Source organism: Streptomyces sp. NPDC017676, from assembly GCF_044329325.1.
Taxonomy (GTDB): Bacteria; Actinomycetota; Actinomycetes; order Streptomycetales; family Streptomycetaceae; genus Streptomyces.
In genome coordinates, this window is record NZ_JBIRJA010000002.1 from 717,017 (window position 1) to 737,658 (window position 20,642).

Consider the following 20,642-nt stretch of genomic DNA (forward strand, 5'->3'; position numbering starts at 1 on the left):
ACCGCGCCGCCGGTGCTCGGAGCGGCCGGGCGGGCCGACTGCACCGCCCGGCATGGCCGCAGACCCCCGGTTCACAGTCCGAACTGCTCGATCATCTGGCCCCGGTGCAGGCGCAGGGTGCGGTTGTCGGGGAGAATTTCCAGGATCTGGGCGCCGTCATAGTTGAGGAGCTGGGCCAGGGTCGCGGCGAGGCCAGGGGCTCGGGTGGCGGGTTGGCCGGCGCGTTCGGCCAGGGCGGTCATGGGCAGGGTGCCCACTTCGACCAGCGCGGCCAGAGCTTTCGGCAGGACCGCCTTGTCGCGTGGCACACGGGCGAGCAGTGCCAGCTGTTCCTGGTACAGCTCGGTGGCCATGAGGCGATTCACCAGTGCGGTGGCAGGGTCCTCTGTTTGATCGGAGACGGGTACGGCCGCAGGCTTCACTACAGGGGCGACAGGTTCCTGTGGTGCGGAGGGTGCGACCTCGTCCTCGCCGAAGAGACTGATAGCGCCCTCTGTCACGGGCGGCGCTGACTTCTTGGCCTGCTTGCGGCTTGGGCGTGCAGCGGTGGCCTCGGGTGCCGCGACGGCATCGGCTCCGGCCTTCGTCTCGGCCTCGAGTCCGGTGGTGGCGTCGTTGTCCTGCTCCCACCATGCGGGCGTAAGGTCGCCCAGTTCCCGCCACCCCGTAGGTGGCTCCGCGCCGAACGGCAGTAGGGCGAGGAGGGGGATGGTGAACTCGGCGAGGGTTGCCCCGCCGTGGTAGCCCGCCTTCAGCGCGGTGTACCGGGCGTCGTGGTCCCGCAGCGCGACGATCCGCGATCCGGGCTCCGGCCAGACTACCCGTGGTCCGGACAGCTCGATTTCGGCCGGTGTGACGGGTCCGCCGGGGGCGCGGTGACGGGCCGACCCTATGACGCCGGCGGCCGTGTCGATCTTGCTGCCGCGTCGCTCGACCACATGGCCGTGGTCGGAGGTGAGGAGCACGGTCATGTCGTTGGCGCGGGCGGCCCGCAGCAGCGGTTCCAGGCCGCCGATCTCCTTGATCTCCCAAGCGCCGTCGCCGAGCTTCTGCTCCTTGGCGAGCCGGTCGTCGACGGTATTGAGGACGACCGCGACATGGGTGCGCTCGTCGGCGAGCGCTTCAGTCAGGGCGGTGGAGAAGGGCGAGCCGGTGTCGGGGCTGCGCAGATCGTCCTTGTGGAAGACAGCCGCAGGGGCCCCCTTCCAGCACGGGTGCTGGGGGAAGAGCCGCTTCTCGTCGTTCTGGTCGCCCTTCATCAGGGTGCCGGCGAACAGCGAGGTGCGGGAAACGGTGGTGAGGGTGGGCAGCGCAGCGGCCACGGCACGCCTCACCGGTGCTCCGGTCGCGCCCTGCAGCGGGTCGAACTCGGACCAGTGTGCGTGCAGTTCCTCACCCAGTTCGGCTGCGATCGCCGCACTCATTCCGTCGATGAGGAGGAGCAGGACCCGTCGGCCGGGACAGTCCACGACGGGCGCGACGACCCGGTCCAGGAAGCTTTCGACGGTGAGCATGGCGCCGGGGGCGGTGCCATCTGCGGTCCACACCGCGAGCCGCTCGGAGAACGCGCGGTCCAGCTCACGACGTTTGCTGCGCACCTGCTCGCCGATCCGGCTGTAGGCGTTGGCGAGTGCGTCATCTGCGTCGCCACCCGCGTCCAGGTGTTCCAAGGCTCGGTCTACCCAGCCGAGTTCGCGGATCTGGCGGTCGGCGCCGTCTGCCACCGAGGCGATGTCGACTTCAGGCTGGGACGCCAGCCACCGCCGCAGCCGCGCTGCCATGCGTACCCGTTCGATACGGGCCTGGGTGGCGCCGTCGACGGCCAGGGCGTGTTCGGCCAGCGCGGTGATGGCAGCCGTGACCGTCTCGGGACCGCCGTCGGCGAGGGCGCGGCCCGCGGCGGTGAAGCGGGCATCGAGTCCGGCGGCGAGCAGCGGACTGGCAGCGGCGGCGGTCTGCGCCCCGAACTGTGTGACGAGCTGTGCGGCCCTGCTCAGGACCGGGTCGGCGAGCCGGTGTTCGCCCCGGTCGACGAGGCCGCGGACGTACGCCTCACCGCTTTGCCCGAAGGAGGTAAGGAGTCGGTCGAGGTCGTCGCCCTGGGCGGGGGGTTGGTCGCCGAGCCATCGCTCGGCGCGCCCGCGCGCCCGGTACAAGTCGTGGTCGGCCTCCGCGTGCCCCCACAGAGCCGCGCAGACGACCGCGTAGGCGGGTGCGTCCGCCCCGTGGTCGGCGTCTACCAGGGCGGTAATGATCTTTCCGGTGGAGCCGGCCTGTTCGGGTTCGGCGAGGAAGCGGGCCAGGCCGGCCCGTTCCGGTCCGCGCAGGTCGCGCAGGAGGTTGGGGCCGCCTGGGATGTGGGTCCACCGGAACAGGGTGATGGGGTCGATGCGGTCTCCGTCATCGTGTGCGGCCGGCCCGCCCAGCGCGTCCGTGTCACGGCGGCCGAGCCGGAGCCGACGCCGGGCCAGCCGGGTGAGGGCTTCGTCTCGGGACAGCAGTCCTTTACCGAGGGAGGGCCAACCGCGACTGGCCGCCGCGTCAAGGAGCGCTTCGGCCGCCCAGGTCTCCCTGCGCAGCCGCCCGTCGAGACCGCGCGCGTCGAACGCCTCCTGCACGACCTCCCAATTGTCGACGGACCGGATCCTTCCGCCGTAGACGCGGGCGAGCAGCCCGGGGTCTAGGTCGGTGTCCTCGCGGTCGGTGAGGACGACCAAGACTTTGGGGTCGGGAGGAGTCGGCGCGTCGAGGTGGCCCAGGATCTGCTCGTGCACGGCCAGCACCGAGGGCGCGACGACCACCCGTGCTTGCAGCCCGCTCGCCGTACGCTGCACGGCGGGCCCGTCCCAGACGGGAGCGGCCCGCAGCAGCAGTACGCGGACTGTGCCGTCACCGAGCCGACTGCGGGCGGCGAGGTACTGACGGACGGTTCCTGCCGACAGCCGGGCGGGGCCGGCGGTCGCGGTGACTGCGGTGACCGTGTCGGACATCAGTCGACGACCTTCCAGATGACCTCGACGGTGGCGTTCGGGTGCTCGGCCGCGAGCGCCGCGATCTCCGCCTGCAGTTCGGCGGCGGCCCGGGCGGCGGTAGTCCGCCCGCCGCCGGAGCGGGCCACGGACCGGGACGGTGTGCGCGGCCCCGGCTGCTGCGGCGGCTCCGGCAGCACCTGCGGGTGGGCGGAGCCGCCGTTCAGGTCCACGCTGTCGGAACTCGGCGGAGGAGTGGGCGACGGCTGGGGGCGCTCGGCCGTGCTCTGGCGAGACCTCAGCAGGGACAGCACTTCCCGGCCGCAGGCGTGCAGCACGCCCGGCAGATCGGGGTAATCCCCCGGGTCGCCAGCGGCGGCATCCCGCACCCGCTCCAGGACGGCCGCACCGTCCACGCCGAGGGTGTCGGCCAGGCCCAGCTGGTCCCAGCTGGTGTTCTGCAGCGCGCTGGCGACCTTCCCGGCACTCTTCAACGACATGCCGTACCGGTGTGCGGAAAAGTCGCCGAGAGGGAAACGGGCGAGCCGGTCCACGACGGTCTTCGCCTCGATGCCAGCTTCCGTCACCTCCTTGACCAGCTCCTGCGCCCGCCGGGCAAGGACGAGCCGGGGGGAGTCGTCGTTCAACTGGAGGAAGCCACGGTGCTTCTCCAGCTCCCCGACGAGCCGTCCGGCGTCCTGGCCGAGTGAGGCGGCAGCCTGCTTGATCTGTGCGGCGAACTGGTTGACGATCCGGCCGCGCCGCAGTTGCGGCGCCTGGTCGCCGAGCATGGTCTCGAACCGCTTGCGCGCCTCTGTCCAGTCGCTCTCCGTGGGCAGTTGCTGCTCGCGCAGGGCGTAGTCCGGCTTCAGCTCGTGGGGTGCGGGCGCGGGTTCGATGGGGACGCCGCCGCGCACCCATACCCGGTCGGTCATCTCCGCGTACGCGGCGGCGAGCAGCCGACGCAGCGGCTCGGGCAATCCGCGCGGCTCGGGAAGGTCGGTCCAGTCGGAGAGCTTGACCAGGGTCGGCTCGGCGGTGCTGTTCCGGCGGGCTCGGTCGTTGAAGTGGTCGGGCCAGGCGGTGGACTGCCGGTAGTACGCCTCCCTCATGGCGCCGAGCCCAAGACCGCCCGCGATCCGCGCCATGGTCTTGCGGTCCTTGCTGTCGACCTCGGTCTGCCCGTCACGGTTTTCGGCGGCCTTGCGCACATACTCGAAGACGGTCTTGATCTCGGCAGGCTTCACCGGCCTGCCAGTGCCGTCCGGGTCCAGGTCGGGGTGGGCGGGGTACTGATGGGCGAGCAGCTTGCCGGCCAGGTCACGGGCGGCGGTATCCAGAGTTGCCCCGAGCGGAAGCCGCAGCTCGGGTACGTCCTGCTGGGCGACCAGGTGGGTGTCGAAGCTCAGGTCGACGACCCCTTCCTGCTTCTGCGTGAGCCCGTACGCCTGCCGCAGCGCCTGGGTAACGCGCTCGGTGAGGATGAGCAGCTGCGACTGGAGCATGCCCTTGGCGCGCTCTTTGTCGTCGGCGTTGAGGCTGCGCGCGAAGTCGGAGTCGAAGCGGGTCTCGTCAGCGAGGGCCTTGTCGATGACGACGAGGCGCTCGAAGTCGCCGCGGGAAGCATCGGTCAGGTGAGTGGGCAGCCAGGCCAGCGTGCGCGAGTCACCACCCGGCTTCTCCCGCAGCGCACGCAGCCGCTGCAGGTCATCCATCGGCCCGAACTCGCCCTCGTCGTAGGGGAAGTCGACAATGAGCCGCCAGGCGTCCTCCTGGCTGGGCCGCAGGGTCGCCTCGGGCAGCGAGTCGACATCGGCGACGTTACCGAAGACCACCTCGACCTGCCGTTCGGTGCCCTTCCACACAAGGTTGAGCACGTCGTACGCGTCGAAGCCGCCAGGCCCGTCGCTGACGCCGAGCGCCTCCTTGAGCAGGCCGCGCATCTTGGCACGCCGGTTGTTCTGGTTGTTGTGCACCTGGGCGTTGGCGAGGACGGCGTCCAGATCGACGCCGGTGAGCTCCAGGCGCACCACCGCACCCGGCCCGGTACCGGTCACCTTTATCTCGGGGAAGGTCGCCGCCCACTCCTTTGCCTTCTGCTCCAGCCGGCCGACCTCGGTCCCCGCGATGCGGGTAGTGATGGAGCCGTGGTTGAGGGCATGCAGCCGCGCCAGAGTGAGGTCGGCCAGCGCGGGCACACTGGGCGCGAGCGCAGACAGCAACAGGGTCTGCAGCAGTCGGCTGTCACCGGTGAAGTCGCGGCAGCGGGCCGCAAGTTGAGGGTCGCCGAGGGTCTCGGGGCGGCGTCGGTACGCCTCGACCTGGTCCTCGGTGACCTGGTTGGTCTTCAGCAGGTACGGGCGCAGCTTGTCCCGGTACAGCTTGTCGGCAGCCTCGAAGTGAACACTGGTCTCCCCGCTGAACGCCTTGTCGCCGCCGCCCGCGATGGCCGGGTACAGATCGCCCAACGGCACAAGCTGCCCGAGCCGCCAGTCGTCGCGGTGATCGACGAGCAGCTGGCTCATCAGCTTCAGGCCGGTGCGGGAGCGCTGCAGGGCCGCGGAGATGTGTACCAGGGTGTCCATGAACGCCGGCGGGAACGGGTACGTCCGCCTGAACGCGCCCTCGTCCGCGCCGGTGGTGGACTTGTCGTGGCCGAGCAGGGTGTCCCATACGTCCGGACCGAGCCTCTTGGCCTCGGCGAACGCAGCCTCCACCTTCGCCTCGGCCTCCGGGCTGGTGGGCTTGAGCAGGCGGGCCTGCGCGATCTGTGGGAGGTTGCGGTCCTCCAGGACGATCTTGTCGAAGCGCCCGCCGCTGAGCTTCAGACTGTCCTGGACGGCGGCCTCGGCGGCCCCTGACATCTCCTCGCCGACCAGCTCACGCAGGTCGCGCTGGCGGGCGATGAATGACACCACCGGGATGGCGCGCCGTTCGTCGCCGCCCTCCACAAAGTTCGTGATCTTGTCGGCTTCGCGGGAGACGAACTTCTGGTCGTGGATGCGGGAGGCCAGCCACAGGATCAGCTCGTCCATGAAGAGGACGAGCCCGTCGTAGCCGAGGGACTTGGCGTGCGCGGCGATGATGCCGAGCCCCTTGTCCAGCGAGACGAACCCGTCGGCATCCTCGGAGGCGTTACGTGAGAACGACGGGAACAGGGTCTGGGTGAGGTCCTGCACGAGTCGGGCCCGCAGTTCCCGCGGCGTGGAGGGGTTCTCCAGGTCGAGGTCCTTGGTGTTCTCGTGCTCCTCCGGGGCGTTTACCGCCTGATCCAGCAGTTCGGTGGTCCAGGCGAAGGAGTCGCCCCACTCGTCCTCCTGGCCGTCGCCGGCATCGGCGAGCTGCTCGATCACCCGCTCGTCGCCGTTCCGGCGGCGCTGCTCGGCGAAGTCCTCGAAGAGCCCGTCGGTCCGGTAGACCTGCGGCAGCGGGCAGCCGGGGTGGAGTTTCCGTACGTGCTCGACGTACTTGCCGAGCACACGCTGCTCCAGCGACTTGGAGCCCAGCATGTGGTAAGGCACCAGCAGGAACTTGCGGTCGTCCGCATCCAGCCAGGCGTGCCGCGCTCGCACGGGGTCGAGGTCGCGGCGCGCCCGGGCGGCTTGGTTCCGCGACAGCAGCGCGTAGAGCACCGCCATGAAGTGCGACTTACCAGAGCCGAACGAGCCATGTAGATAGGCAGCCTTCGACGAACGGCTGTCCAGCGCCGACTTGATCAGGTCGAGGGCCTCGTCGAAGTTGCCGAGCAGCCGGTCGGTGACGACGTAGTCCTTCAGCGCCGCCTCGGCCCCCTCGGGCGTGACCGCTTCGTTCAGCTTCAACACGAAGTCGGAGGTGGACACCGACTCCGGGATGTCGATCAGCTCCCGAAGCAGCGGCCGGTCCTCGGGACGAGGATTGTTCCTGTTCATGAAAGCCATGGTGTGTCTGCTCCTCGCCCCTGCTCAGGCGGACTCTGTGCCGCTGACAGCATCGGTGACGGACATCTGGACGGCGGCCTTCGTGCTCGTGCGCTTCTTCGAAGCAGCAGCCTTTGTCGCGCCGCGTCCGCGCGTGGCGGCGGACGGGCGCCAGGCACGCAGCGCGTCGTCAGTCAAGCCAAGCTCGCCCTGCTTCTGCTGCCTAAACGCCAGGATTTCGGCGGCCGGCGACGCCCCGAACTCCGGGTCGTACTCGCCATACCACTGCTCCAGCCACGGCTGCAGCTCAAGCAGCCCCGCCAGGTACGGCACGAGGTCGTCGCCACTGACACCGGTCTGCTGGATGTATGAGGCGAGGGCGAGGGCCTGCTCCAGGTGATCCCAGCCGGCCCATCCATACAGCTCCGGCGACTGTGCGTTGACCGTGCCGTATGACACGAACCGCTCCTTGGGCACATCCAGCTTGCCGCGTGCACGCCAGTAGCTCGGCTTCAAGAAGTCCGCCGAGGTGTACTTCGGCGGCATGGGCGTCCGCTCACGGATCTTCCGCTTCGCAGGCTCGTCGGGCGCTGCGTCCTCCTGGCGCTGCAACTCCCACACGTGCTCCCAGTCGGCACGCTTCTTCATCGCGGATGGCTTGTACCGCAGCGCGGACACGAACGGCACGTGCTCCTCGGACAGCAGTTCGCGCACGGTCTTCACGAGGTCTTGCCGGGGTGAGTACAGCTCGGCGACGGACACGAAGTTCTCGTCGGCGGACAGGTTTTCAGCGAGGCGGGCGAGCGTAGTGATGGTGGGATTGCCGCTGGTGTCGAACCAGTGCGCGCGGTCCTCGACCCGGTCGAGCAGCCAGGACTTCAGCGCCTTCTGCCGCATCGCATTCCAGCCCTCGGTGGCCCAGCGCCGCTTGTACTCGGGGCGCTCCACCATGCCGATGGCACGGTTCGACTCGATGACGTCGATGCGTTTCTGCACAAGTGCCTGGTACTCGGCGGGCCAGTGGGAGGGGATCTCGGTGATGGGGGTGGAGCCGTGCCGTTTGAACCACACCTCATTGACCTCGCCAGCTGCCACCCGGCGCGCGAGCACGATCTCGAAGGCCCGCTCGCCGAGGGCGAGTTCGGGGACATCGGTCATATCGGGCAGACGCAGGCTCTCGGGGTGCAGGCCGTAAATGGAGTACACCTGCCAGTCCAGTTCCTCCTGCAGCGCGATCATGCGGCCGCGGGTGGCGTTGTAGCGGTCCTGGGCTTTGCGGAGCGCGGCGGCGGTGGGGGCGGACTTGGCGGCTAGGGCGGCGGGCGTTGCGGCCGACAGCTGTTGCGCGAGGGTGTCGAGCTCGGTGGCGAGGGCGGTGGGGTATTCGGCGGGGACAGGGAATTCCTGGAGCTTGGTGCCGGTGAACTCGTAGAAGCGTTCCCACTCGTCATGCATGAACCCACCGGTGCCTGACTGGCTACCCTTATCGTGGCTCACCATCTTGAGCCAGAACGCGGCCGTGGAACTGTTGAGCAATCCAAGCAGCGCCAGATGCTCTTCTGTTGTGGCATCCTCACGGAGCTTGATTACCTGTGCTGAGTCCTTCACAGGGAGTCGGCCAGTCTGGAGGTAGAAGTGATTATGCGTCGCAACTTTTGCGTAAACGATCAACTTTTGTGCTTTGACGCGGGAACTGTAAACCTCACGCCATGAAATCCAAGGGATTCCCCTGTCTAGCATCGTGATGCTGAAGCGCTTGCGAAGCTCCAGTACGTGACGCAGTGGCCACATGAAGCGGAGCAAGTCCTCGATCTCTGCACCTTCGAGGAGCTTCATATCCTGGTCATACGGGCTGGAGAGCCAAGCCGCGCCGGTGAGTGCCCAATCCCGTACCTCATCGCCATTGGCGACCGCGGTGGGCATGGCGCCTCGTTGGCGGGCGGCAGCAGTGTTCACGGAACCAAAGGCGTTGTCCTCGCCAGTAACGATGGACAGGCCGAGTTCTTGTGACGCAGTTCGCAGCCGCTTTCCCGGGCTCTCGACGATCTTCAGGGTATCTGGTGCGGCACCTCCTGTGAGACTCCATGGATGCTTTGACAGGTCGTCACGTGGCGTGTCGCGAACGCTGATCCAGTCGCTCTCGGAGTCCGGGGAGTCGGTCTGTTGAATGATAGCTCGCCAGACGAGTCCGTCCTCAGCCTTTTCCGGAGCCGCTGGCTCACCCTGAACGCTCCGGACAGTGCGGATGGTGGCCCGGCGAGCGCCCGTGTAATCCAGCGGGCGGCCGACGAGGATAACCGTCGGCGTCCCATGCCCCGGGATATACGCCCCCGACGTGTCGATGACCTCTGTCAGTTCGACCTGATCCCGGAAGAAGCTCTCGATCAGCTTGGTGCCGAACTCCCTCTTCATAAACGAGTTCGCCGTGATCTGGCCGACCATGCCGTAGCCGAGCCCGGACTCCGCCTCGCCCCGAACCGCAAGCTCGTAAAAGCGCTGTGCGAACGGGACCGACAGGGCGTATGTACCCGCGCATGCGTCGTACAGCTTGCGATACAGCTCGTTGAGTGTTTTGTCCTTGACTGTGATGTACGGAGGATTCCCCACCACCACGTGGTAGCGGCCCCGGTTCAGGATCTGCGGGTACTCGAACACGTCCTCCGTGCTCAGCGCGTAGTACGGGTCTTCCGCGTCGCCCGATTCCACACTGTCGCCAAGGCTCAGCTGTTCGTCGCCGAAAAGACCCTCCTGCCGGTGCTCCGTAGGCAGCAGCGAGTCGCCCACCGCGAGCTGGATCGGCCACTCGTACTTCCGCGCCTCTGCGAACGTCCGCATGCCGCTCGCGGCCATCGCCGCGACCAGGAGCCGGAAGCGGGCCACTGCGACCGCGAACGGGTTGAGGTCAACCCCGTGCACCGAGTCGAGGGCCGCTCGCACCCGCTCGTACGGGCCCACCTCGGGCCGCTGCTCAGCCCACATCCGCACAAGCCGCCGGAATGCGCCGAGCACGAAGTGGCCGGACCCGCAGGTCGGGTCGATCATCTTCAGCTCTTCAAAGCCGAACTCCCGCACTGCCGGGGTCATCGTCCGGTCGAGGATGAACTCCTCCACGAACTCCGGTGTCTGCAGCAGCGCGTACGTCTTGCGGGCCGCCTCGCTCAGGTCCTGGTACAGGTCGCCCAGGAACCGGGTGTCCCATCCCTCGGTGCCGTCCGCGCTCAGCGGGTCGCTGAAGTCGTGCACGAGAACGGGACCGCCAGTCCCTTCGTCCCCGCTGGCGCGCTGCTCCCGCCAGAACGCGAGCAGTGCGCCCGCCCCGTCGTGCGAGAGTGGGATCTGGTAGAGCGGGTTGTGGTCGCGGTCGAAGAGCAGCCGCCCGGCCTGCCCGGCGCCCAGTTCGGCGAACGCTGTCTCCAGCCATCCTCGGTATGTCGGGTCGGCGTCCTTCTCCAGGTACTCCTCGAACCGCGCCTGGGCGGTCTCCCGCCCTGCTACGTCGGGGGAGGTGATGTAGGGCTCGGCGATCAGCCGGTTGTCCTCGCTGAACCGCACGAAGACCGTGCCGAGCACCCAGGCCACCGCGACCTGGGTGATCCGCTCGCCGAGCCAGGCGTTCCACGTCGCCGACGTACGGCCCAGCTTCCGGGCCTGCTCGTACTCGCCGCGCAGCCGCGTCCCGACCTCGGGGACGGCCTTGACCTGCTGTTCCAGATCGGTCTCTGCCGCCTTGACCTGCTTCTGCAGGTCGGCGAGGAGGATCTTGCGGTCGATCACGAACGGCTCCTGAGGAGAAAAGCGAGAGGACGGAAGAAGATCAGGTTAGGAGGAGGGGCTGGTCAGGCGTCCGGCTCGAGGTGTTTGCGCGCGACCCAGGCGTCAGGCACAACGATCCACTCGTCGAACCCCGCCTGGTACGGCACACTCTGCCCGGCCAACCGCGGCGCCCGTGCCGGATCGGACTGGGCGACGAGCAGCCACAGCGGGCTGCCGCCCTGTCGAGCCTCCTCCGAGAGGCGCCCGAGCAGGTCGAGCGCGTCGTAGCGGGCCAGCACCGCAGTGTCGGTGAGCAACAGCGGACCATCGGCCTCCGCTAGCTGCTCCCGCAGCTGCGGCTCGATCCGCCCCCACGCCTTGTCGGTGCGTATGCGCAGCTGTTGGTGAGCCCGACTACCCGGCTCGGCGGCGTCCGCCTTGAGGACGGTCTCCCAGGTCGGCCGGGCAGCCTCGCCGACCACGCCGCGCAGTTCGGCCACGAACAGTGCGGTCACCGACACCGGCCGAGCCCTGTATGGTTCGTCGGCCAGCCGTCGCACCGCGTCCTCGGCCCGCCGCTGGGGCACGGTCAGGACCCGGAAGCCGTCCTGCCGCGCCGAGTGCATAAGTCGTTGCTCAGCCTTCACGGCAGCGGCGACGGCCGCGTCCGCGTCGTACTGGGTGGGGGCCGAGCGGCGCGCAGCCGAGGCACCCCAGCTCGCCGAGGTCAGCCCGGCAGTGGCGTCCCCGGAGGGGCGGTCCGGGATGAGCCGGAGCACCTTGTCGTAGCGGGTGGCCAGTTTCAGGTCGAAGCCGGCCTGCTTCAGGGCGCGGACCAGGGCGCTGCCCGTGGGCAGCTCGCGCGGCGCCAGGGGATCGTTGCCCAGGTCGGGGAAGCGGGTGGCGACCCGCTTGTGCAGCGCGTCCACCGTCAGGCCCGGCTGCCGCTCCTCCTCGACGCCCGGCTGCACGGCGACCACGCCGGCCTGGGTGATCCGCAGCGCACGCACCAGGTCCAGGTCGCGCGGGTAGATCTCCAACCGCGGGGTGAGCGCGGCCCGGGTGGAGGCGGCGACCGCGATCTCGGCCGTCCGCCGCTCGTCCCAGCCCAGGCTGCCCGGTGGCCGTCGCACCGCGTCCAGCTCGGTGAGGACCGTGCTCGCCGTCGGCAGGGACTCAAGCGCCGCGAGCCGGTCGGCCCGCACGCCCAGGTTCAGCGCGTACTCCTGCAGGGCGGGCAGCGCCGGGGTGTCCGGACCGTCCACGTCCTCCCGGACATCCAGGGCGAGCAGGCCGAGTACCGGATCGGCGCCCTTGGGCATGCGGGCGTGGAAGTAGCGGAAGAGCGGTGGGGACTCGTTGTCGTAACTCTCTCGTTCGACCACCGCACGCAGCAGCGACAGGGCGAGTGCACGCCGGTTGCGCCGCTCCACGTGCTGGGTGCCGCGCCGGGCGATGAGGGCGTCGGCGAGCTCGAGCACCGGGGCCACCCGGCCGCGCTCAGCCAGAAGCTCCACCACCTGCTCACGCAGCAGCCCGAGGGCCGCGTCCTTGTACCAGCGCTCGCGCGCCTTCTTCACGATCTGTGGGATCCGGCCCGCGGTCAGTCCCACCGCATCGGCGACGTCCCGCTGCCGGACCCAGGCCAGGCCCCCGGGCAGCGTCCCTGTCTCATCGGGCAGCCGCAGCAGCAGCCGGATTGCTTCGCGCTCCTTGGCATTGGAGCGGGCACTACCGCTGGATGGCTTCGGTACGAGACGGGCGGCGAGCGCGTCCAGGCTCAGGCCGCCCAGCACCTGCGGGTCGGCGCCGTCCCCGTCGGCGGCGACCGACTCTGCGACCGCCCGCTCCAGGTCGGAGAGCTCCTGGCCCGCCGCCTTGCGGGCCTCCGCGCTGAGCGGCGCGGGAGCCGCCTTGCCCAGGCGTGCGTTCCACTCTTTCTGCCGGCGCTGGATCTCCTCCCGGGTGCGCGAGCCCATGCCCGGCGCCGTGAGGAACTTCTTCGCCGAGTATTCCAAGACGTCCCCGACGGTGTTCAGCCCCATCGCGAACAGCTGCGACTGCGCTGCGACCGTCAGACCCGCCACCGACAGCGGCGTGTTCCGGTCGGCGCGCTCGGCCTGCTGGTCGCGGACCTGCTCGGCAGAGACGTCGTCGTCCTCCCGCCCGATCCGCGGCTGCGCCGCCGACCCGGCAACCGCGTCGGTGCTGCCCTTCGCTCCGCGCCCCGACTTCTCACCGTGACCGGTGCTCGGCGCCGTGGTCTGCTGTGCGTCCAGGAAGATTCGCTGCCAGGCGCGCTCCATCGGCTTGAGATCCGGGAAGCGGTCCTGCACATCTCGGGCCAGTGCCTTACGGAAGAACGCCACCAGGCCGTCCCGGACGGCTGGCTCAAAGGCGTCTGCCGCCAGCTGCGGGTACGGCCATTCCTTCGCATCCGTCTGCCGGGCCGTGACCGAGCCGTCACCCCAGCGGGGCAGCTCGTTCGACGCCATCTCATGCAGCGTCACGGCCAGGGCATACCGCTCGGCGTGCCCGTCGTACGAGCCGCGCGTGATGACGCCCACGAACGGGTCGAGATAGCCCTCGGTGCCCGCCTCGATCTCCTTCGCCGGGTACCCGGCGAGCGAGAAGTCGATCAGCACCAGCTGACGGGTGCCGTTGGGGCGGACCCGGATCGCGATGTTGTCCGGCTTCAGATCCCGGTGCCAGATCCCCTCCGCCTCCAGGTGCTCCACAGCACCGAAGAGGTACTTCCCATACGCCTCCAGCTGGTCCATGCCCAAGCGGCCGTTGTCCCGCAGCTGGCGGGCAACGGTGTCCTCCCTGCGGCGCGGCCCCTTACTCGCACTGCCGTCCTGGTCCTTCAGCTCCCGGCTGTCGCCCACGTACTCCAGGACCAGGACCCGGCGCCCAGCCAATGTCAGCGGCTGCGGCTCGTACAGCGAAATGATGCTGGAGTCCCTGTGGATCCGGCCCAGGACCTCCGCCTCACGATCCAGGACAGCATGCTTGGCCTCGCTCAGCGCGACCTTCAGCACTGCCACCGGCAGGCCGCCGCTGCGCCGAGGCTCGCCCTCCAGATCCCGCACCAGGAAGGCCCGCGCGGTCGAGCCTGTACCGAGGCGGCGCACGACCTCCCAGCGTCCGGCCAGTACGTCCCCGGCCACGGCCTCCAGCGGGTCCTTCTCCGGCTCGGATCTTTCCTCGCCCACGCCTGCGGCTGAAGCGCCGTCCCCGCCCGCGACTGCGGCCGCATCCCCGCCGCCCGGGACCTCCTCGACGAATGCCTGCTCGACGTACTCCAGCATCTCCAGGAAGTCGTCGACCGTGGACAGACGCCGACCCGGTTCGTACGCGGTGGAAGCCTCCACCAGATCGTCGATGTCCGGATTGAGACCGTCGACGAGCGCGCTGGGACGCAGACTCTCGCCGGCCTCCAGACGTGCCATGACCTCGCTCTGGCTCGCGCCAGGCGCTTGCCCGGTCACCAGCAGATACGTGAGCACGCCGAGCCCGTACACATCGAGGCGCACTGGATCGGCCTTCGGAATCCTCAGCTCCGGAGCCAGATAGGGATCAGCCTGCTCGGCGACATGGAACCCCGTCACGTTAGTCGGAGCCAGGGTCAGAGGCCGGCCGCGGCTGGAGCTTTGCCCAGTGGCGATCTGCCAGTCCGCGATCTGCGTCCACGGACGCAGCCAGCGCTGCTCCTCGCCGAGCTCCCGCCCGCGTGGACCGCGGTCGCGCGGAATCACATGCACCGCGTGCGCCGACAGCGTGCGGTGGTGGACCCGCCGGGAGTGCGCGGAGCGCACCGTCTCGGCAAGCTGCCGCACCAGCGCGAGGCGCCCCTGCAGATCGAGACCCTCACCGTGCTGGACCAGGTAATCGTCCAGGCGCAGCGTCTCCGGGTGGTAGTCGAAGAGGATCGCGGGCCCGGCGGGATGCCCCGACGGCAGATAATTCTTCAGCTGTACCGCACCGGGATGACGAAAACGGCTGAGTACCGATGCCTCGCGGGCGGCGGCACGCTCCACCGAGCGCCGCTCGTCGTCGGAGGCACCACGTTCACTGAGGAAGACCCGCACCCGTGCCAAATCGTGCAGCTGGGAATGGCGTCCCAGATAGTCGGCCCAGGACGGCCCGGAGTCGAACGCCTTCGCCTCCAGGAGATAGGAGCCCACCTCGTACTGGCGGCGGATCGGTGCGATACGGAGCTTTTTCAGGGCTGCATCGACAAAGCGGGATGCCTCGGCTGTGATCTGGTAGCGGGCGTCTCCCGGCGGCACGGCCAGCATCTCCACCAGCTGCTTGACCGTGAACACGCCGTTCATGTCGGCAGCCGGAAGGTTCACCTGAAGCTTGTCGTCCGTGAAGCAGACAGCCTCACCCACCCAGATCTTCGTTCGGTGCGCGGGCCGACCGGAGACGCCGTTAATCAGGCCCGACAGCTCCTTGGCCTTCCGGTTCGCCAGGTGCAGCGGGTTGCCGTGCCGACGGCTGGTCCCGCTGGGCGTGGTCTGCACCCAGTCGTTGCCGCCGCCGTGGACCGAGCCGTGCCAGTCCTTCAACTCGACCAGGAAGACCCCGGCCGGCGCTACCACCAGAAGATCGACCTCACGGACGTGCCCGCTGTTCGCGGTGAACATGAAGTTCGTCCAGGCACGCCACGGTTCCTCATCTGGCAGACGTCGGCGGATCGCCTCAAGACCACGGCGCTCGTGCTCATACTCGGACTCGGTGACCGTCGTCCACCGGTCTTCCAGCATGCGGCTCCCCGTCCGTGTCTGTAAGCCTGCCGTAGTTCCTGCCGCTGCGTTCAGGAAGCACAGCTCAACCCTCGGACCGAATCCTAAAGGGTGTCACTGACATCAAGAGCGGCCTGAGCGTGCTACGACCGAGGCCGCGGAATCCCAGACGTGGCGTCGATGGAACGGGGCAGAGTGCGCCGCGAACGAATGGGCGCGGGATCGCCGGTTTGACCAACCGGCGATCCCGCACTGTGTTGCCGCGCTCGTGTGCGCCAAAGATCAGCGTGAACGGCTGATGGCTGGGTCGGCCGTAAACATGGGCGTGGCCGGCGGACTGGTAGCGAGGCTGGTCCTGTGTTCGCGGCCCGCAGGCTGTGCCTGGCGCGTGCCGGTCTCGTGGGCGAGGGTTTCGAAGAGATCGGCCAGCAGTGAACTCGGGGTATGCGGGGACGCGGTGATGGCCCAGGTGGGCCGGTCCGGTACGGGGCCGGCCCAGACGGTCCAGGTGGCCAGGTTCTGATTCGGGTGTTGTGCTGCGAAGGCGTCGAACTGGACGCCCACGTTCCCGTCGGGGGATGTCCAGCGGATCCATCGCCCGTCCACGGTGTGCTTCCATCCGGCGTCGGAGAGCGGATGGGTGGCCGCGGTGACCATCTTCTCATCCACCAGGACGCCGGTGGTCGTGTCCCGGCCGTCGCCGTCGGCGAGGTGATTCAGAAGTTCCGCTATCACCGCGGCGGGGGTGGCGCCGGTCGCGGTGAGGACCCACATGCGGTCGGAGACGGGCGTCTCGTAGGCGGCTACGGTCCACGCGGTCTCGTGGGCCGGGGTCTCGTGGACGCGCTCGATGCGCAGGGTCTGCGACTCGTGGATGACGTGGGTTGTCTCGTCGGACCAGGTCCGCCACTTCTCGAACTCGCCGTGCCTGTCGAGGAAGGAGTCGAGGAGGGCGTCGTGGTCGCCTGCATCGGCCAGGCAGACGGGGACGGTCTCCGGCTCCGGGCGGTGAGGCCCGGGTTTCGCTGCGCCGAGGTCCAAGGCGGTGCGGGCCTCGACGGCGGCGCGCTCGGCGTCGGTCAGGGGTGCCGGACCGGGGCGCATGTCGGTGCAGTGGACCTTCTCGAAGGCGAGCAGGGCCTGAGCGGGTGAGTCGAAGGTGTCGGCGACCTGGCGCAGGTGGTCCTCGCCGTGGAGGTAGACCGACTTGCCGTCACGGCCGAGGTACGTGCCGACCGCGACGGTGGTGTGGCCGTCGTGGGCGTGTGCGTGGATGAGGAGATGGCCGTGGCGGATGTCGTCGTGGATCTTCTGCGCGTGGTTGGAGACCTCGCGGATCTCGCTGCGGGTGCACCACGGCATCGGATAGTCCGCCCAGGTCCATTCCTCGTCCATGGCCTCCCGGAGTCGAGGGGTGATTTCGACGCTGATGCCGCTGGCGGACAGATGCTTGGCTGCGTCCTCAGCCCAGTAGGGCTCCTCGTGGTCGATGCGGGCCAAGACCAGGACGTTGTCGGCGAGGACGGCCCAGTCGGCTGCCTCGAGAGCCATGAGAGCGATGCGGGCCTGGCTGCCGGTCAGGACAGCGGTCACGGCGCTGGGATGGGTTGGGTGGGTGTCGAGGCGGACGTGAGCGTCGATGGAGGGAGTCACGTTGGGGTGTCGTCTCTTCTGCCGGTGGCAGGGCCTTCGGGCCCGACCACCGGCGTATGCGGGGTGCTATCGGGTTGCTCGCGCGGCGCGGGCGGCGTGAGCGGCCGTCGTGGTCGGCGGGCGGGCGCGAGTGGCAGGTGCCGGGCGCGGCCGTGGTGGCGGGACAGTTCGCGTGGCGTGCTGCCAGCGGGTGCGAACCGCGCTGATGTCGGCGACGGCGCGGCGGGCGCCCACCACAAGCTGGAACGGGGTGTTCGCCGGGTCTCCGGCGTACGCCGAGATGCGCCGGCCAGCGTGATCGGCGGTGGCTAGGAGGGAGCGCTGCAGGGCACGTTCGCCCCAGTGCTCCACAGAACCGGCCGGTTCGGCCAGCAGGCGGAGCACCTCGCCGGGTTCACTCGCGTTGTCGAGCAGGCCGCGCTGTTGGGCCTCCCATAGGACGGTGACGGGGTCGACGGGCTCGCGGCGGCGGGCCAGGGCGGTCAGGCATTGCCACAGGCCGACGTGCAGGGGCCGGGTGAGGTCGTCGGGGAGCAGCCACCGGACGGACTCGATGTCGGCGGGGTGGGCGGTGGCGGTCGCTAGGAGCAGCTGCTCCTCCTCGACCGCCTCGGTGCGGTCGGTGGTGTTGACCGGCGGCGGTGCCGCGGTGCGGGGCAGCACTCCGGCGCGCGGCGGGAACCGGCTCGCGATGTCGTCCACGACCGCGGTAAGCGCGTCGGCCTCGGCGAGCACTGTCTCGTCTGGGTGCGGGTGGGAGGCGTCGTGGACGGTTTGGATGAGGCGTTCGGCGGCCGTCTGCAGGCGACGGCGGGCGTGTTCGGCCTCTACCATCCGGGCGTAGGCCGGTGCGTGGCGGGGCCAGGGGCAGACCTGGACGAGGGTGTGCAGGTAGGAGGCGGTCAGTCCGCGCGCCTGTTCGCGCCCCGTGGCGAGCACTTGGTCGAGCCATTTGGTGTTCTTCGCGTGCTCGGCGGGGTCGGGCGGAGGCAGGGTGCTGATGGCGGTGAACAGGGCGGCGTGCGCGGCGGTGGAGAACGAGTCGGCGGCGATGCCGGTCACGTCGCCGAGGCGGTGTGGATGAAGGAGGAGGGCGCCGAGGAGGGCCTGCTCGACGTGGAACACCGGCTGCGGCGGTGCGATGGCGTCGAGGTGGTCTTCTTCGGGTTCGGGGACGTGGGGCATCAGGCTGCGAGGGTGAAGTCGTCGGGGTTGAGGGTGACGCCGAGGTGCGGGGCGAGGAGGTGGCCGGCGAGCAACGGCGGTACGGCGTTGCCGATCTGGGAGAACTGCTGGCCCTTGTTGCCGGCCCAGGGGTAGTCGGCGGGGAAGGTCTGCAGGAGGCCGGCCTCGCGGGCGGTGATCCGGATCGGCTCGGGTACCGCTGGCGTGTCCGTGTCCTCGCTCGGAGGCGAGGCTGGTTCGGCGACCCAGGTGCACTCGTTCGCGCGGTGCCCGAAGAACAGTGTGCCCGCCGGCTCGGACAGCGGGCGGACGGTGGCGTTCGCTTGGTTGTTGCTGCGCAAGGACCAGGACCAGCGGTGTGCGTCGGCGGTGAACGTCGGCGCCGGAGCGTCGGCGGCACGGTTCTGTCGTGCGCCGTGCCGTGCCTTCCAGCCAGTTCCTTCGCGGCGGGACTGCAGGAGCACACCGTCCGGCCTGGGCATCCAGGTGCCGCGCTCCCGGGCGTCGGAGAGCGACTTGCGGGAGCCCGAAGGGAACGGTTCGGGTCCGCCGCCGGGTCCGCCGCCGGCGCAGACGGTGGGAACGGGCCGGTCAGTCGCGCCCCATCCGAGGGCCTCGGCCATGCTGACCCAGCGGGCGCGGCCCGGACCGAACAGCGAGTCAGGCTCGGCGACTTGGGCGTGGGTGGGCGTGGGAGGCTGTGCCGTACGGACCCGGGAGGCGATCAGGATCGCTCGCCTGCGCGTCTGTGGAACGCCGAAGTCAGCGGCGTTGAGGATCCCGTACCAGACCGAGAAACCCCAGCCGCGCAGAACGGCCGCGTACTGCTTCCACAGCGGCAGAACGTCGGGCACCTCCTCCATCGCGACCCACTCGGGCTCTCCGAACGTGTTCAGGGCATGCAGGTAGCGCATCGGCTCGGCCGCGAGCAGGGAGCGCTCGTCGCGGCAGGCGGCGAGGAGACGCTCGCGGGTGTCACGGCCGACGGCGAGGTCCTCCACCGCCGTGTGCACCAGCGGCTGGTCGAGCAGGCCGAGGCGTTTGCCGGCCATGCTCCATGCCTGGCACGGCGGGGACGCGATCAGCCCGCGCGTGCGACCGAGGAAGGGCCACGTCGGATACATGGCCACGTCCGTGCGGATCGTCAACTGTCCAGCAGCCACACGGGTTTTGCAGGCCCACTCGTCCCATTCCAGGCCGACGTCGCGCACACCGAAGACTGCCAGTGCCCTGCTCCAACCACCCGGACCCGCGAAGAGGTCGAGTATCACGTGGCCAGCCCGAAGTCGTCGCGGGTCAGCACGTCCGCGTCCCCTCGGCACGCCCACGGGGAGCAGCCGTCCACGACGCCGTTCTCCAGCGCGTCGGCTTCGTCTGCGTCTATGCGCAGTGCTGCCCGTTCGGCGGCGGTGACGTGGTCGATCGGCGCCTGGCTCAGCGGGACGCGGGAGCGGTGCAGGAACGCCTCGCCGAGCAGTCGGCTGCCCGAGGCGTTGGCGCGGGCATTGCCCTGCCGGATGGCCGCATCGAATTCGACGACGTCCGCCCACTCGGACGGGGACGTGTCCCTGATATGCCTCCACTGCGCATTTCCGCGGAATGGACAAGTTATTGAGAATCGAGACAGGAGCGTGACCTTTCGTACGGTGTAGTGGGGTTCGCCCGAGGTGCCCATGGCCTGACCCTCTGGGCATTTCGGTCGGGTGTCAGTGGTCTCTGGGACCGTGTGAGTCGTGGATGAACTCGTGGAACGGGTCAATGCTCAGGACCGAGTGCTGGGCGTGGTCAGCCGAAGGGAGGCCGTCCGGGAGGGCTGGCTGCACCGGGTTGGCGTGGTGGTGTGCCGCGATAGGCAAGGTCGTTTTCTCGTCCATCGGCGCGCCGAGCAGCTGTCCCGTTTCCCAGGGCACTACGAACTCGGTGTAGGGGGCGCTGCGGGAGTCGGCGAGTCTTATGAGCAGGCAGCTGCCCGCGAGCTCAGTGAGGAGCTCGGGGTGCGGGCGCCAGTGTGCTTTCGGTTCAAGTTCCTCAACCGGGGTGGGCTCAGCCCTCACTGGCTTGGGGTGTGCGATGCCGTGTCTCCAGAGATCGGCGTCCCCGACCCGGGAGAGGTGGCCTGGCACGGGTGGCTGACCGAGTCCGAGCTGCGGCGGACTCTGCAGGAGTGGACCTTCACTCCTGATAGTCAGGAGATATTCGGACGGTATCTTGCATGTCGCGTTGACCCGGCGTCTTCGCGGAGAGGGTGCTCGTGAGCTGGGTCAGAGGAATGAAGCCGCTGGTCGTTCCGAGTTCTCTGGGGGTTGGTCCCGCGGGTGTGGGGGTGTCGGCGAGGCGTTCGGCAAGGGCGGTGACCGTTTCGCGGTCGCCTTCGAGTGCATCGCGTTCGTCGTCGGTGAGATCGAGCTGTTCGAGCATCTGGTCGATGCCGT

10 protein-coding genes are annotated in these 20,642 nt (G+C 69.3%); 1 reads left to right on the forward strand and 9 read right to left on the reverse strand.

Annotated elements, in window-relative coordinates:
• Window positions 1-71: 71 nt before the first annotated feature.
• From pglZ to ACH4LD_RS07425, 8 genes are all read right to left on the reverse strand, one after another.
• Window positions 72-2,990: a BREX-2 system phosphatase PglZ gene (gene pglZ / locus ACH4LD_RS07390; RefSeq protein WP_398058949.1), complete on the reverse strand. Its 2,919-nt coding sequence runs from the start codon at window positions 2,988-2,990 to the stop codon at window positions 72-74.
• A complete protein-coding gene (locus ACH4LD_RS07395) occupies window positions 2,990-6,889 on the reverse strand; it encodes a phage resistance protein (protein WP_398058948.1) in 3,900 nt (1,299 codons plus the stop codon). The genes pglZ and ACH4LD_RS07395 overlap by 1 nt, the downstream gene beginning before the upstream one ends.
• 24 nt (window positions 6,890-6,913) lie before the next feature.
• Complete coding sequence (gene pglX, locus ACH4LD_RS07400; protein ID WP_398058947.1) at window positions 6,914-10,642, reverse strand: BREX-2 system adenine-specific DNA-methyltransferase PglX; 3,729 nt, start codon at window positions 10,640-10,642, stop codon at window positions 6,914-6,916.
• A gap of 62 nt (window positions 10,643-10,704) precedes the next feature.
• Window positions 10,705-15,393, reverse strand: a complete 4,689-nt coding sequence (gene pglW, locus ACH4LD_RS07405; protein ID WP_398058946.1) for a BREX system serine/threonine kinase PglW — start codon at window positions 15,391-15,393, stop codon at window positions 10,705-10,707.
• A 261-nt stretch (window positions 15,394-15,654) separates the two neighbouring features.
• The gene (locus ACH4LD_RS07410) at window positions 15,655-17,025 is read right to left on the reverse strand and encodes a DUF317 domain-containing protein (RefSeq protein ID WP_398058945.1); all 1,371 of its coding nucleotides are present in this window, start codon (window positions 17,023-17,025) and stop codon (window positions 15,655-15,657) included.
• A gap of 66 nt (window positions 17,026-17,091) precedes the next feature.
• A complete protein-coding gene (locus tag ACH4LD_RS07415; RefSeq protein WP_398058944.1) occupies window positions 17,092-18,210 on the reverse strand; it encodes a DnaB-like helicase N-terminal domain-containing protein in 1,119 nt (372 codons plus the stop codon).
• Complete coding sequence (locus ACH4LD_RS07420; RefSeq protein WP_398058943.1) at window positions 18,210-19,481, reverse strand: DNA cytosine methyltransferase; 1,272 nt, start codon at window positions 19,479-19,481, stop codon at window positions 18,210-18,212. The genes ACH4LD_RS07415 and ACH4LD_RS07420 overlap by 1 nt, the downstream gene beginning before the upstream one ends.
• A complete protein-coding gene (locus tag ACH4LD_RS07425) occupies window positions 19,478-19,885 on the reverse strand; it encodes a hypothetical protein (RefSeq protein ID WP_398058942.1) in 408 nt (135 codons plus the stop codon). The genes ACH4LD_RS07420 and ACH4LD_RS07425 overlap by 4 nt, the downstream gene beginning before the upstream one ends.
• A gap of 70 nt (window positions 19,886-19,955) precedes the next feature.
• Between ACH4LD_RS07425 and ACH4LD_RS07430 the strand changes: the two genes are divergently transcribed.
• Window positions 19,956-20,465 carry an NUDIX domain-containing protein gene (locus tag ACH4LD_RS07430; protein ID WP_398058960.1) on the forward strand — a complete coding sequence of 170 codons (510 nt, stop codon included), beginning with the start codon at window positions 19,956-19,958 and terminating at the stop codon, window positions 20,463-20,465.
• Here the strand turns inward: ACH4LD_RS07430 and ACH4LD_RS07435 are convergent.
• Window positions 20,383-20,628: a hypothetical protein gene (locus ACH4LD_RS07435; RefSeq protein ID WP_398058964.1), complete on the reverse strand. Its 246-nt coding sequence runs from the start codon at window positions 20,626-20,628 to the stop codon at window positions 20,383-20,385. The two genes, ACH4LD_RS07430 and ACH4LD_RS07435, sit on opposite strands and share 83 nt — an antisense overlap.
• Window positions 20,629-20,642: the final 14 nt, after the last annotated feature.

Bases quoted from the DNA above. Each gene is read 5' to 3' on its own strand.
- pglZ (WP_398058949.1), bottom strand. From the start codon at position 2,990: ATGTCCGACACGGTCACCGCAGTCACCGCGACCGCCGGCCCCGCCCGG.
- ACH4LD_RS07395 (WP_398058948.1), bottom strand. From the start codon at position 6,889: ATGGCTTTCATGAACAGGAACAATCCTCGTCCCGAGGACCGGCCGCTG.
- pglW (WP_398058946.1), bottom strand. From the start codon at position 15,393: ATGCTGGAAGACCGGTGGACGACGGTCACCGAGTCCGAGTATGAGCAC.
- ACH4LD_RS07415 (WP_398058944.1), bottom strand. From the start codon at position 18,210: ATGCCCCACGTCCCCGAACCCGAAGAAGACCACCTCGACGCCATCGCA.
- ACH4LD_RS07425 (WP_398058942.1), bottom strand. From the start codon at position 19,885: ATGGGCACCTCGGGCGAACCCCACTACACCGTACGAAAGGTCACGCTC.
- ACH4LD_RS07435 (WP_398058964.1), bottom strand. From the start codon at position 20,628: ATGCTCGAACAGCTCGATCTCACCGACGACGAACGCGATGCACTCGAA.